Annotated in this window: 11 protein-coding genes; 10 read left to right on the forward strand and 1 reads right to left on the reverse strand. The window is 71.5% G+C overall.

Annotation, left to right across the window (positions count from 1 at the left end):
- The first annotated feature begins 197 nt into the window (after window positions 1-197).
- Window positions 198-1,391: an acyl-CoA dehydrogenase family protein gene (locus ABZ887_RS25030; protein WP_361293064.1), complete on the forward strand. Its 1,194-nt coding sequence runs from the start codon at window positions 198-200 to the stop codon at window positions 1,389-1,391.
- Between the two features lie 36 nt (window positions 1,392-1,427).
- Here the strand turns inward: ABZ887_RS25030 and ABZ887_RS25035 are convergent, their stop codons facing one another.
- Window positions 1,428-1,868, reverse strand: a complete 441-nt coding sequence (locus ABZ887_RS25035; protein ID WP_361293066.1) for a cell division protein SepF — start codon at window positions 1,866-1,868, stop codon at window positions 1,428-1,430.
- 721 nt (window positions 1,869-2,589) lie between these two features.
- On the opposite strand from ABZ887_RS25035, the gene ABZ887_RS25040 reads away from it, so the two are divergent.
- The 9 genes from ABZ887_RS25040 to ABZ887_RS25080 all read left to right on the forward strand — a co-directional run bounded on the left by ABZ887_RS25040 (window position 2,590) and on the right by ABZ887_RS25080 (window position 12,612).
- Window positions 2,590-4,902 (forward strand): nitrate- and nitrite sensing domain-containing protein, encoded by a 2,313-nt coding sequence (locus ABZ887_RS25040; protein ID WP_361293068.1) that lies wholly within the window; start codon window positions 2,590-2,592, stop codon window positions 4,900-4,902.
- Window positions 4,899-5,327, forward strand: coding sequence for a roadblock/LC7 domain-containing protein (locus ABZ887_RS25045; RefSeq protein WP_361293070.1), 429 nt, complete (start codon window positions 4,899-4,901; stop codon window positions 5,325-5,327). Before ABZ887_RS25040 ends, ABZ887_RS25045 begins: the two co-directional genes overlap by 4 nt.
- Window positions 5,324-5,683 (forward strand): DUF742 domain-containing protein, encoded by a 360-nt coding sequence (locus ABZ887_RS25050; RefSeq protein ID WP_361293072.1) that lies wholly within the window; start codon window positions 5,324-5,326, stop codon window positions 5,681-5,683. The genes ABZ887_RS25045 and ABZ887_RS25050 overlap by 4 nt, the downstream gene beginning before the upstream one ends.
- Window positions 5,667-6,263 carry an ATP/GTP-binding protein gene (locus ABZ887_RS25055; protein ID WP_361293074.1) on the forward strand — a complete coding sequence of 199 codons (597 nt, stop codon included), beginning with the start codon at window positions 5,667-5,669 and terminating at the stop codon, window positions 6,261-6,263. Before ABZ887_RS25050 ends, ABZ887_RS25055 begins: the two co-directional genes overlap by 17 nt.
- A gap of 625 nt (window positions 6,264-6,888) precedes the next feature.
- Window positions 6,889-8,661, forward strand: a complete 1,773-nt coding sequence (locus ABZ887_RS25060) for an FAD/NAD(P)-binding protein (RefSeq protein ID WP_361293076.1) — start codon at window positions 6,889-6,891, stop codon at window positions 8,659-8,661.
- Window positions 8,662-8,782: 121 nt separating this feature from the next.
- Window positions 8,783-9,598 (forward strand): LLM class flavin-dependent oxidoreductase, encoded by an 816-nt coding sequence (locus ABZ887_RS25065; protein WP_361293078.1) that lies wholly within the window; start codon window positions 8,783-8,785, stop codon window positions 9,596-9,598.
- Between the two features lie 125 nt (window positions 9,599-9,723).
- Window positions 9,724-10,503 (forward strand): DUF1684 domain-containing protein, encoded by a 780-nt coding sequence (locus ABZ887_RS25070; RefSeq protein ID WP_361293080.1) that lies wholly within the window; start codon window positions 9,724-9,726, stop codon window positions 10,501-10,503.
- Between the two features lie 249 nt (window positions 10,504-10,752).
- Window positions 10,753-11,652, forward strand: a complete 900-nt coding sequence (locus tag ABZ887_RS25075; RefSeq protein ID WP_361293082.1) for a S1 family peptidase — start codon at window positions 10,753-10,755, stop codon at window positions 11,650-11,652.
- A gap of 123 nt (window positions 11,653-11,775) precedes the next feature.
- On the forward strand, window positions 11,776-12,612 hold the full coding sequence (locus ABZ887_RS25080; protein ID WP_361293084.1) for a slipin family protein: 837 nt from the start codon (window positions 11,776-11,778) through the stop codon (window positions 12,610-12,612).
- Window positions 12,613-12,724: the final 112 nt, after the last annotated feature.

A 12,724-nucleotide genomic window follows, 5' to 3' on the forward strand; every position in this document is an offset into this window, starting at 1 on the left:
GTTCGTCGTGGGGGACTGACTGTGCGAACTGCGGGCTCGACGCATCTGCGTCCGGCCGTCTGCCGCCGACGGCGCTGCGCCACCGCAGGTCGGCTCACTTCTGGTCCGACTCGCACGGGTGGTGCGTGGGTGGGAAGGCAGGGCAGACTGCGCGTAACCTGTTGTAACTAGCGGTGCTAGTTTTTGGGAGGGTTCTGATGTCCGCGTCCGTGAAGTTGCCTCCGTTCGATGCCGGTGACCCGCTCGGTATCGACGATCTCCTGGAGCCGGAGGATCTCGCCGTACGGGAGACCGTGCGGAGCTGGGCGGCGGACCGGGTGCTGCCGTTCGTCGCCGAGTGGTACGAGAGCGGGGAGCTGCCCGGCATCAGGGAGCTCGCCAAGGAGCTCGGGTCGATCGGGGCGCTCGGGATGTCGCTCGACGGGTACGGGTGCGCCGGGGCGTCAGCGGTGCAGTACGGGCTCGCCTGTCTGGAGCTGGAGGCCGCCGACTCGGGTATCCGGTCGCTCGTGTCCGTGCAGGGGTCGCTCGCCATGTACGCGATCCACCGGTTCGGGAGCGAGGAACAGAAGTCGCGGTGGCTGCCGGGCATGGCCGCCGGTGATGTGATCGGCTGCTTCGGGCTGACCGAGCCTGATCACGGCTCCGACCCCGCCGCCATGCGGACCCACGCCCGGCGCGACGCCGGCGGCGACTGGGTGCTGAGCGGGCGGAAGATGTGGATCACCAACGGTTCGGTGGCGGGCGTCGCCGTCGTGTGGGCGCAGACGGAGAACGGGATTCGCGGGTTCGTCGTGCCCACCGACACCCCCGGGTTCTCGGCGCCGGAGATCAAGCACAAGTGGTCGCTGCGCGCCAGCGTCACCAGTGAGCTGGTGCTGGACGACGTACGGCTGCCGGCCGATGCCGTGCTGCCGGAGGTCACCGGGCTCAAGGGGCCGCTCAGCTGTCTGTCGCACGCCCGGTACGGGATCGTGTGGGGTGCCATGGGTGCCGCGCGTACCTGCTTCGAAGCCGCCGTCGACTACGCGAAGTCGCGGGAGCAGTTCGGTCGGCCCATCGGCGGCTTCCAGCTCACCCAGGCCAAACTCGCCGACATGGCGGTCGAACTGCACAAGGGGATCCTGCTCGCCCATCACCTGGGGCGGCGGATGGATGCCGGTCGCCTGCGTCCCGAGCAGGTCAGCTTCGGCAAGCTCAACAACGTACGCGAGGCCATCGAGATCTGCCGTACCGCGCGGACGATCCTCGGGGCGAACGGGATCTCGCTGGAGTACCCCGTGATGCGGCACGCGACGAACCTGGAGTCGGTGCTCACCTACGAGGGCACCGTCGAGATGCACCAGCTGGTGCTGGGCAAGGCACTCACCGGGCTCGACGCCTTCCGGTGAACCCCGCGCGGGGCAGGGCCGGTGAGCGGCCCTGCCTCAGCTCTGGTTGAAGAAGCCGTCCTCCCGGCGCCTGGCCGGCTCACCGCTGACGATCTCGGTGTTCGCGGGGGTCAGCAGGAAGACCCGGTTGGCGACCCGCTCGATGGTGCCGCGCAGACCGAAGGTCAGCCCGGCCGCGAAGTCGACGACGCGCTTGGCGTCGCCCGACTCCATGGCCGTGAGGTTCACGATGACCGGCACACCCTCGCGGAACAGCTCGCCGATCGCGCGGGCGTCCCGGAAGCTGTCCGGGGTGACCGTGCCGATCCGGCGGCCCTTCTCCTCGGCGGTGTCCGTGGCCACCTTGACCCGGGGGTCGGTGACCCAGGCGTCCCCGGGCTGCTCGGTCCCTTCGGAGTAGTCGTCGTCGTAGTAGCGCTCGTCATCGTTGTCGTCGACGAGGCCAAGCCAGGCACTCGCCTTGCGTACCGATCCCATGGACGCCTCCTCTCACAGCGGTCCTTCTTGCTTCCGCATCCCTATGCTCGTCCATGATGCGGATGGTGCGCCAAGTGGATAGACGCCGCACGGGGGGTTTGTGACGGTACTGGTGCAGAGCCCGTACGTCGAGAGCCCAGATGTGCCAAGGGCCCTGACTCACAGGTCTGCTGACTGAGAGTGAAATATGATTGTTTCCGGCGGGCGGGTGATGAACCGTGCGTCCGGGTGAACAGGGCGAGGCGGTTCGGGGTGTCTCCGAGACGTCGTCGGGGCGTCGTCGTGGTGGTCGGGTCGTGCGGGCGTTCGGTGCGGTGGTGGGGAGAAGGGCCTGGTGGGCGGCGTACTTGCGCGGCCGGGGACGCGGTCGGGGTGCGGTCGGCCGGGGCCGGGCCGGGCTCGCCGGGGTGATCGCGGGCGGCCCCGGGCGGGGTGTCGTGGCCACCACAGGCTCCGGCGAGCGGCTCTGACAGTGACTCAGGGGTCGAGGTGCGCCCGGGGGTGACCGATGGCGTCAACCGGCGTGCGGGTCCGTCACCGTATACGGAATCGGGGTGCCGGGGCGGTCGCCTCGGGATTCGCCCTGATCCTGTTTCCGCGACGTAAAACAAAAACATGATCGGGTGACCGCTGCCCGGAGAGGTTCGTTGGCCGGAGCGCAGAACCATTTCTGCCCCGGTTCTGCGCATCCATCAACTCGCCTCATGATTAAGGCACTTCCGTGCAAGCAGCCACCATTCGCACCAGGCTCCTGAGGATTCTGGTCCTGGCCCTCGCCGTCCTGCTGACGCTGCTGGGCGTCGCGGCCGCCGGGCAGATCTCCGCCTATCGCAACGCCTCCGCCACCGCGGACAGCGCCCGGCTGGAGATCACGCTTCAGGGCCTGATCCACGAACTCCAGAAGGAACGCGGTCTCACCACCGGTTACGTCGGCGGTGTCAAGGAGTTCGCGGGCAAGCTGCCCGCGCAGCGCAAGGCCACCGACACCGCCCGCGACCGGCTCGGCCAGGCGCTCCGGGGCCGTTCCGACGCGGCCGCCGGCTCGGTGCGCGAGTCCCTCGGACGGCTCGACGGACTCACCGGGATCCGCAGGCACGCGGACGACCACACCGGCGTGGTGAAGGACACCTTCGACTACTTCACCACCACCATCACCGTCCTCGACCGGCTCGACCTGGGCCTCAGCGACGTCCACGACGCCACCCTGCGCGACGCCTACCAGGCGCTGCAGATCCTCGGCAACGCCAAGGAGTTCACCGGCGAGGAGCGCGCCATCGTGCTCGGCTCGGTGCGCGCCGGACAGTTCCAGGACGACGACTACAGCCGGTTCATGGAGATCCGGGCCGGCCGCCTCGCCGCCCTCGACGCCTTCCCGCGCTCGGCCACCGACGCCCAGCAGCGCCGCCTCGACGCGGCCATGACCACCCCGGACGCCGAGCGCGCACTGGCGTACGAGGACACCGCGGTCAAGGGCGGCGGGAAGCTGAAGTGGAACGACATCCCGCCCATGCAGTGGTGGGACGCGATGACCGCCACCATCAACGGGCTGCGGGACGTCCAGGTCTCGCTCGGCACCGACGTCGAGAACCGGGCCTCCGCCCTGGAGGGCACCGCCCAGCGCGGTCTGCTGCTCTTCCTGCTGCTCGCGCTCGGCACCGTCGCCGCGCTCGGCGCGCTCGCCCTCGACTGTGTACGGTCCGTCTCCGCGCCGCTCGCCGAACTCGCCCAGCAGGCCCGCGAGGTCGCCGGGGAACGGCTGCCGAAGGCCGTCTCCGCCGTCCAGGACGGCTCCTCGGGCGAGCATCCCGAACCGCCGGCCCCGCTCGCCGTCTCCGGCCGGGCCGGTGCCGAGGTCAAGGAGGTCGCCGAGGCCTTCGACCGGGTGCAGCAGGCCGCCTACGACCTCGCCACCGAGCAGGCCGTGCTGCGCCGCAACACCACCGACTCGCTGGTCAGCCTCGGCCGCCGCAACCAGAACCTGGTGCGCCGGCAGATCAGCTTCATCAACAAACTGGAGCACGAGGACGCCGACCCCGCGACCCTCGCCAACCTCTTCGAACTGGACCACCTCGCCACCCGGATGCGCCGCAACGCCGAGAGCCTGCTCGTCCTCGCCGGGGAGTCCAGCCCCCGGCCCTGGTCCACCCCGCTGTCCATCACGGACGTGCTGCGCGCCTCCCTCGCGGAGGTCGAGGAGTACCGCCGGGTCACCCTGCGCCGGGTCGAGCCCGCCCACCTGACCGGCTCGGTCGTCGCCGAGATCGCCCACCTCCTCGCCGAGCTGATCGAGAACGCGCTGAGCTTCTCGCCGCCGGACTCGGACGTGGAGATCGAGGGCCGCCGCACCAACGCCGGCTATCTGGTCGCCATCGTCGACCACGGCCTCGGCATGAACGCCCAGGCGATCGCCGAGGCCAACGTACGGCTCTCCGGCACCGCCAGCTTCATGGCCGAACCCACCCGGTTCCTCGGCCACTTCGTGGTCGGCGCGCTCGCCCGCAAGTGCGGGATCGAGGTACGGCTGGGGGAGGCGCCCGCCGCCGGCGTGGTCGCCCGGGTGCTGGTCCCGGTCAACCTGCTCACGGAGGCGACGGCGACCCCGAAGCAGGCGGCTGCCGCTGAACCGGTCACGGCTGTACCGGCCGTCGTACCGGCCCCGCGCAAGGAGCCCGACGAGACGCAGCTCGTCTCCGTCGCCGCCGAGGCCAGGCCCGAGCAGCCGCAGCCGCAGCCGCAGCCCCAGAAGAAGGGCGCCTCGGCCGCCCGGACCCGCAACGGGCTCGTGAAGCGGCCCCAGCGCAGCGCGATCTCGGAGGCCGTCAGCGAGACGGACCGGCCCAGCCGCCCGGCGCCCGCCGAACGCACCCCCGACCGCAGCCCCGAGGAGGTCTCCGGGATGCTCGCCACCCTGCGCAGCGCCCACATGCGGGGCGGGATCAGCGTGGAGAAGGAGAAGGAGAAGGAGAAGCAGAAGGGGAATGAGCAGGCGCAGGAGCAGGCGGGCGAGGCGCGTACCGAGGAGGACGGCGAGTGACCACCGTAGACACCCCCAGCGACTCGCGCACCTTCAACTGGCTGCTCGCGAACTTCGTCAGGTCCACCGACGGGGTCCGGGACGCGGTCGCCGTCTCCTCCGACGGGCTGCTGATCGCCGTCTCGGACGGGCTCGGGCGCACCGAGGCCGACCATCTCGCGGCGATCGTCTCGGGGCTCTCGTCGCTCGCGCGCAGCGCGTCCAAGCGGTACAGCTTCGACGGGGTCAAGCTCATCATGATCGAGATGGGGCGCGGCTTCCTGCTGGTCTCCGCGATCCGGGACGGCAGCTGCCTCGGCGTCCTCGCCGACTCCAGCGGCGAACTGGGTCTCGTCGGCTACGAGATGGCGGTGCTCGCGGAGCGGGCCGGTGACCTGCTGACACCGATGCTCATCGCCGATCTGCGGCAGGCGTTGCCACGATGAGTGCGCGGGAGCCTACCGAGTCCGCCGAGCCCGTCGACGACACCTCCTTCGTACGGCCGTTCATCATCACCGGCGGGCGGGCCGAGCCGCTGCAGACCGATCTGCGACTGGAGACGCTGGTGGTGGCCGTGGGCGAGCCGGACGAGTCGATCACGTTCGAACGCCGGCACATCGTGGCGGTGTGCGCACAGCCGACGACGGTCGCCGAGGTGGCGCACCGGGTCGGCGTACCCCTCGGAGTCGCCAAGGTGCTGATCTCCGATCTCGTCGTCGCCGGGCAGCTCGCCTGCCGGCAACCCGCGGAGCTGCCGCTCCAACTGCTCGAAAGGATCAGGGACCATGTCCGGGCGCTCTGACAGGGTCGTGCCGCTCGCCGTGAAGATCGTGGTGAGCGGGGGACTCGGGGTCGGCAAGACGACGTTCATCGGGGCGATCTCGGAGATCGAGCCGCTGGACACGGAGGCGGCGATCACCCAGGTGTCGGTCGGCGTCGACTCGCTCGCCGGCGTCGAGTCCAAGACCACGACGACCGTGGCGCTCGACTTCGGCAGGATCACGCTGGATCCGTCCATCGCGCTGTACCTGTTCGGGACGCCCGGGCAGGACCGGTTCTCGTTCCTGTGGGACGACCTGGTGGAGGGAGCGCTGGGCACGGTGGTCCTCGCGGACACCCGCCGGATCGAGGACTGCTTTCCCGCCGTCGACTACTTCGAGGCCCACGGGGCGCCCTTCGTCCTCGCCGTGAACCGCTTCGACGGCGCCGAGCGGTTCGAACTGGAGGAGGTCCGGGAGGCGTTGGGGCTGGGGGCCGAGGTGCCGGTGCTGGAGTGCGATGCGCGGGAGCGGGGGTCGGTGCGGGATGTGCTGGGCGCGCTGATGGACCGGGTGATCGGGGTGAGGTCCGTACCCAGGAGGAGGGCGATGTCTGTGCGCTAGTCGCCGTGGGGGCGCGGGTTGTGTGGCGCGTGCGGGTTGTGGGTGGTTGCTCGCGCCCACGCGGCGGAGCCGCAAATCTACACAGCCCCGCGCCCCTTACGGGGCGCGTGAATCCGGCGTCGGCTTTCAAGTACGGAGCACGAGGGGAGGGGGTGCGTGTGAAGGCGGAGGGAGAACGCGAGGAGTCCCCGCCGACCGCGGGGCGCAGGGGGTCAGCTCAACAGGAACAGGACCACACGCGACCGAGGTCGATGTGGGAGCGCTTGACCAGCCACTGCTGTGGATGCATGGGCCAAGTGGAACAGGTCTCCGGTTTTCCGTCAACTGAGCTGAGACGCGCTGCCCACACTCTGGACGCCCTTGACAACGAGGGGAAACGGCCCCGTAGAGTCGACGGACGGCCCTGCTGAGGGGCTCGGCCGTAAGAGCGCCGCAGCGCGGCGCTCCGTGTGAAGGCACCCGCACCACCGTGTGCGTGTCCACCGTGTTCGCTTGATCCGCCACGGAGCCTTCGCATGTCTTCCGAGACCCTCGTCAGAACCCCCACCCCTACTCCCACCTTCACTGCTCCCGCCTTCGGCATACCCGGACCCGCGGCCGACCGCCTCACCTCCGGGGCCGCCCGATGAGGCCACAGCTGGTGATCGTGGGGGCCGGGCCGCGGGGGACCGGTCTCCTGGAGCGGATCGCCGCCAACGCGCCCGAGCTGTACGCCGGTTCGGGCCTCGACATCCATCTGGTCGACCCGCATCCGCCGGGCGCCGGACGCATCTGGCGGGCCGCCCAGTCGCCGCTGCTGTGGATGAACTCGCACGCCGAGGACGTCACCATGTTCACGGACGAGTCGGTGCGGATGGCCGGGCCGGTGCGGGAGGGTCCCACCCTGCACGAGTGGGCGGGCCTGGACGGCCGTACCTTCGCCGACCGGCAGATCCAGGGCCGCTATCTGCGGCACGTCCACGACCGGGCCGTCGCCGAACTCCCGGACGGCGTCACCGTCCACCACCACCCGCGCCGTGCGCTGCGGGTGAGCGGGCCGCGTGAGGGGCGCCAGCAGGTCTGGCTGGAGGGCCGGCCGCGTCCGCTCCTCGCCGACCTCGTCGTCCTCGCCCTCGGTCACCTGGACGCCGAACTCGACCCGGAACAGGCCGCGTTGGCGGCGTACGCCGACGCGCACGGCCTGCTCCACCTGCCGCCCGACTTCACCGCCGACAGCGACCTGTCCGCACTGCGGCCCGGCGAACCGGTGCTCGTGCGCGGGTTCGGGCTCGCCTTCGTCGACCTGATGGTGCTGCTCACCGAGGGGCGGGGCGGACGCCACGACGGCGACACCTACGTGCCGTCCGGGCAGGAGCCGGTGCTCTACGTCGGGTCGCGGCGCGGAGTGCCGTACCACTCGAAGATCGGGTACGACTGGACCGGCGAACGTCCGCCGCTGCCCCGGTTCCTCGGGCCCGCCGAGATCGACGGACTGCTCGCCCGGCCCGGCGGCTACGACTTCCGGCGGGACGTGTGGCCGCTGGTGGCGAAGGAGCTGGGCTTCGCCCACTACCACCGGCTGTTCACCGTCCATCCCGAGCGGACTGCCGTCGCCTGGCCGGACTTCGAGGAGAAGTACGCCGCGGCCGAGGGCGACGCCGAGGTGCGGGCGCTGGTGGCGGCCGCCGTACCGGATCCAGCCGACCGGCTCGATCTCGCGGCGCTGGACCAGCCGCTGGACGGGGTGCGGTACGGATCGCACGAGGAGTTCCAGGACGGGCTGCGCGGCTACATCGAGGCGGACCTGGACCGCCGGCACGATCCCGCGTACAGCGCCGACCTGGCGGTGTTCCTCGGACTGCTCTCCGTCTACGGGCAGTTGGTGCGGCTCGGCGACATCGGGCCCTGGTGGCACGGGTTCTTCAGCTATCTCGCCTCCGGGCCGCCCGGCCCCCGGCTGCGGCAGATGCTCGCGCTGTCCCGGGCCGGTCTGCTGCGGTTCGTCGGCGCCGGGATGACGGTGACGGCGGCGGACGGGGTGTTCCGGGCCGCCGCGGACACCGTGCCCGGGTTCTCCGTCGAGGCGCGGGCCCTTGTCGAGGCGCGGCTGCCCGAACCGACCGTGGGGCGCGCCCGGGACCCGCTGCTGCGCGAGCTGCACGCCGGCGAGGCCGCCGAGACACCCGACGGGCTGCTCAGGGTGGACCCCGCCGACGGGCGGATCCTCGACGGGGGCGGGCGGCCGCACCCTCGGCGGTTCGCGCTCGGGCCGTTCACGAACGGCCGTACGCCCGGGGCGTTCACCCGGCCGCGCACCGGAGGACCCGCGTTCCGCCAGAACGACGCCACGGCACGCGCGGCACTGGCCTTCCTGGCCGACCTCGCGGGCGGGGCCGCCGCGGAGCCCGGTCATGGCTGAGTGCCGGTGCGGCGAGCCGGGCGGCCACCGCCTCGGAAGGTGTTCCAGCGCTGTGGAGAAGGGATTGCGGCGGCTTGTGTGAAACGGGTGTCTTACAGGGAGCACAGGGAGGTTCGTGGTGATGAGCGGCTCGTACGGCCGGGGGCTGCTGCATCTGGCCGCCGCCGTGGACCAGGCCGGGGTGTTCGAGGCGGAGCGCTACGTCGAGTTGGTGCGGCTCGCCGAGAGCGGGGGACTGGACTTCGTGACGCTCGACGGCCGGTTCGGGTGGCCGGAGACCGACGCGCTCACCGTGCTGGCGCAGGTGGCCCCGGCCACCCGGCGGATCGGGCTGGTGCCGATGACGACCGCCCCCGAGGCCGCCGTCGCCCACCTCGACCGGGTCAGCCGGGGCCGGGCCGGCCGGTGGAGCGAGGACCCGGGGCCCGCGCCGGAGCAGCCGGTCCGGGTGGCCGACGCCACCGAGCCCGCCGCCCGGCGGGCCGCCGCCCGGTACGCCGATGTCGCCCTGGTGCGGGCCGCGAGCTCCGCGCAGGCAGCCGCCGTACGGGAGGAACTGCGGGCGCACGCACGGGAGTCCGGGCGGGATCCGGAGGCACTGCGGGTGCTGGTGAGCCTGGTGGTGGACCTGGGCGACGGGGAGCGCGCGGCCGAGCCGGGGCACGGTGGCGGCGGGCCCCGGCAGACCGTGCAGGGGCCGCTGTACCGGGGTGGCCCGGTGGATCTGGCGGAGCTGGTCGCGGGCTGGCACGGTGAGGGTGCCACCGACGGCTTCCACCTGGTCCCGGCCGAACCGCGCCGCGACCTGGAACGGCTGGTCAACGGCACCGTCGCGCTCCTCCAGCACCGCGGCCTGTTCCGCACCTTCTACCCGGGCAGCACCCTGCGCGAGCACCTGGGCCTCGCCCGGCCGGCCGGGCAACTCGCGGCGCCCTGAAATACCCCGCGCTCTCCGGCCGTTGGGAACGGACCGAGCGCATGTGAGAGAGCCATGACGTGAGCCGTCGCGCGAGTCGTCGCGGGCCATGACGTCATGACGAAAGCCACGGAAGGACTGATCGTATGAACGCGGACGCGTCCGGGGACTGGAAGCGCTGGCACGAACACCGCGAGGAGACGGTGTCGGCGCCGTACGGTCCGCTCGCGCTGGTCGGCAGCCACTGGATCGAGGACCATCCGGACGGCCGGCTCCCGGCCCTCCCCGGAATCTGGGCCGTCGACGGGGACGGCGTCCGGCTCACCGCGACGGCGGCCGACGGCCTGGCCCTGGACGGCGAGCCCTTCGCCGGCGAGGTCCGGCTCGCCGCCGACCGGGAACCGTCGGCCCGGGTCACGCTCGGCGAACGCCGGCTGGTCGTGCTGGTCCGCGAGGGTGTCTGGGGCGTACGGGAGTACGACCCGGCCGCCGCGACCCGCAGCGCCTTCCGGGGCATCGACGCCACCCCCTACGACCCGCGCTGGTCGGTGCCGGGGCGCTTCACGCCGTACGCCGGCGACCCGCGCGCCGTCCGCGTCGAGACCGCGGACGGCGTGGAGCGCGCGCTCGTGCTCGCCGGGGAACTCGGCTTCACCGTGGCCGGCCGGGAGCTGACGCTCCAGGTCGCCGAGCAGGCCGACGGCCGGCTGTGGGCGGTGTTCGCCGACACCACCAGCGGGGGCAGCAGCTTCCGGTTCAGGTTCCTCTATTCGGCCGCCCCGGCCGCCGACGGCTCCACCACCGTCGACCTCAACCGGGCACAGCTGCCGCAGTGCGCCTTCGCGGACCACTTCATCTGCCCGTTCCCGCCGCCCGGCAACACGCTGGACCTCGCGGTCGAGGCGGGGGAGCGGAAGCTCGCCTGAGGCTTTCGCGGGGAATGCGACAGGGTGTCAACTCGCCCGGACGGCGACGAGATCACCCAAAGTCGGCGTGGTTCGAACACGGTCGTACGGCCGAAAGGCACCCTTGCGGGTACCGGTCGTTCGCCCGAATACTCCCCCTCAGCGCTTGTCAGGGGCATGTGTGTCCGAAATCCGGGCGCCACCCCTGGCTGCGCCTCACGGGCCCCGACCCCACGCGGGCCCCCGACTTCCCCTGGGAGGGAACGACAAGTGAGGATCAAGCGCACCACCCCACGCAGCGGTATCACGAGACGGACCCGGCTGATCGCCGTGGGCACCGGCTTCCTGGCCGCGGCGGCGTTCGCCGTCCCCACCGCGAGCGCGAGCGACGCACATACCTTCAGCACGACCCAGCTGAAGGCCGTGAACAGCTCTGTTCTGAAGGCAGACGTCCCCGGCACCGCCTGGTCCGTGGACAGCAAGACCAACCGTGTCGTCGTCACCGTCGACGCCACGGTCTCCAAGGCCGAGATCGCCAAGATCAAGCGGCAGGCGGGCGCCGACGCCGGAGCGCTCACCATCAAGCACACCAACGGCACCTTCAAGAAACTGATCACCGGTGGCGACGCCATCTACGGCGGCGCCTACCGCTGCTCGCTCGGCTTCAACGTGCACAGCGGGAGCACGTACTACTTCCTGACCGCCGGGCACTGCGGTGAGGTGGCCTCGACCTGGTACAGCAACTCCGGCCACACCACCGTCCTGGGCACGAACGTCGGCTACAGCTTCCCGACGAACGACTTCGCGCTGGTCCGCTACACCAACACCTCGATCGCGCACCCGAGCGCGGTCGGCAGCCAGACCATCTCCAGCGCGGCCACGCCCAGCGTCGGGACGACGGTGTACCGCCGCGGTTCGACCACCGGCACGCACAGCGGCCGGGTCACCGCGCTCAACGCCACCGTCAACTACGGCAGCGGTGACATCGTCTACGGCATGATCCAGACCACGGTCTGCGCCGAGGGCGGCGACAGCGGCGGCCCGCTCTACGGCGGTACCGTGGCCTACGGTCTGACCTCCGGCGGCAGCGGCGACTGCACCTCCGGCGGTACGACCTTCTTCCAGCCGGTCACCGAGGCGCTGAGCTACTACGGCGTGAGCGTCGGCTGACGATCCTCCCGGATCCGGTCTCCCGGTGGGCCCCCGTACGCAACCGGCGTGCGGGGGCTCCCTTTTGACGGGGTGCCGGAGTTACCGTCGAGGGACCACTGGAGTCACCCCCTGGGGGCCGGCATGGTCGAGGCGTTGGTGGCGGCCGGAGCCGCTCTCGTGTCCGTCGGAGCGGTCTACGCGCTGGCTGCGGCACGGGTCGTCAGACAGTACGAGCGAGGCGTGGTGTTCCGCCTCGGCCGGCTGCGGCCGGAGGTGCGCGAGCCCGGGTTCACCATGATCGTCCCGTTCGTGGACCGGCTCCAGAAGGTCAACATGCAGATCGTCACGATGCCGGTGCCCGCGCAGGAGGGCATCACCCGGGACAACGTGACCGTGCGCGTCGACGCCGTCGTCTACTTCAAGGTGACCGGGCCCGCCGAGGCGGTCGTCCGGGTCGAGGACTACCGGTTCGCGGTCTCGCAGATGGCACAGACCTCGCTGCGCTCCATCATCGGCAAGAGCGAGCTGGACGACCTGCTGTCCAATCGCGAGAAGCTCAACCAGGGCCTGGAGTTGATGATCGACAGCCCGGCCGTGGAGTGGGGCGTCACCATCGACCGCGTCGAGATCAAGGACGTCTCGCTGCCCGAGACCATGAAGCGGTCCATGGCCCGGCAGGCCGAGGCCGACCGGGAGCGCCGGGCCCGCGTCATCAACGCCGACGCTGAACTGCAGGCCTCCAAGAAGCTCGCGGAGGCCGCCAAGGAGATGTCGGAGCAGCCCGCAGCGCTCCAGCTGCGGCTGCTGCAGACGGTGGTGGCGGTCGCCGCCGAGAAGAACTCGACGCTGGTGCTGCCGTTCCCGGTGGAGCTGCTGAGGTTCCTGGAGCGGGCACAGCAGCAACTGCCTCCGGCGGCAGGGGCCGATGGGGCTGCGGGGGGCGCGGGGGCCGCGGGGACGAATTCCGGTCAGGGATAGCCGGAGACGGTAAAGGGGCGGGCGTCACCGCTGCCCGCCCGCTGCTCGCACGCGGCGTTTGCAGTGCGTGCAATGCGAATTCTCCTGGGGCGGCTGGCGACCAGCGATCGGC

Origin of the sequence: Streptomyces sp. NPDC047061 (assembly GCF_040643955.1) — a bacterium.
In the GTDB taxonomy this organism is placed as follows: Bacteria; Actinomycetota; Actinomycetes; order Streptomycetales; family Streptomycetaceae; genus Streptomyces.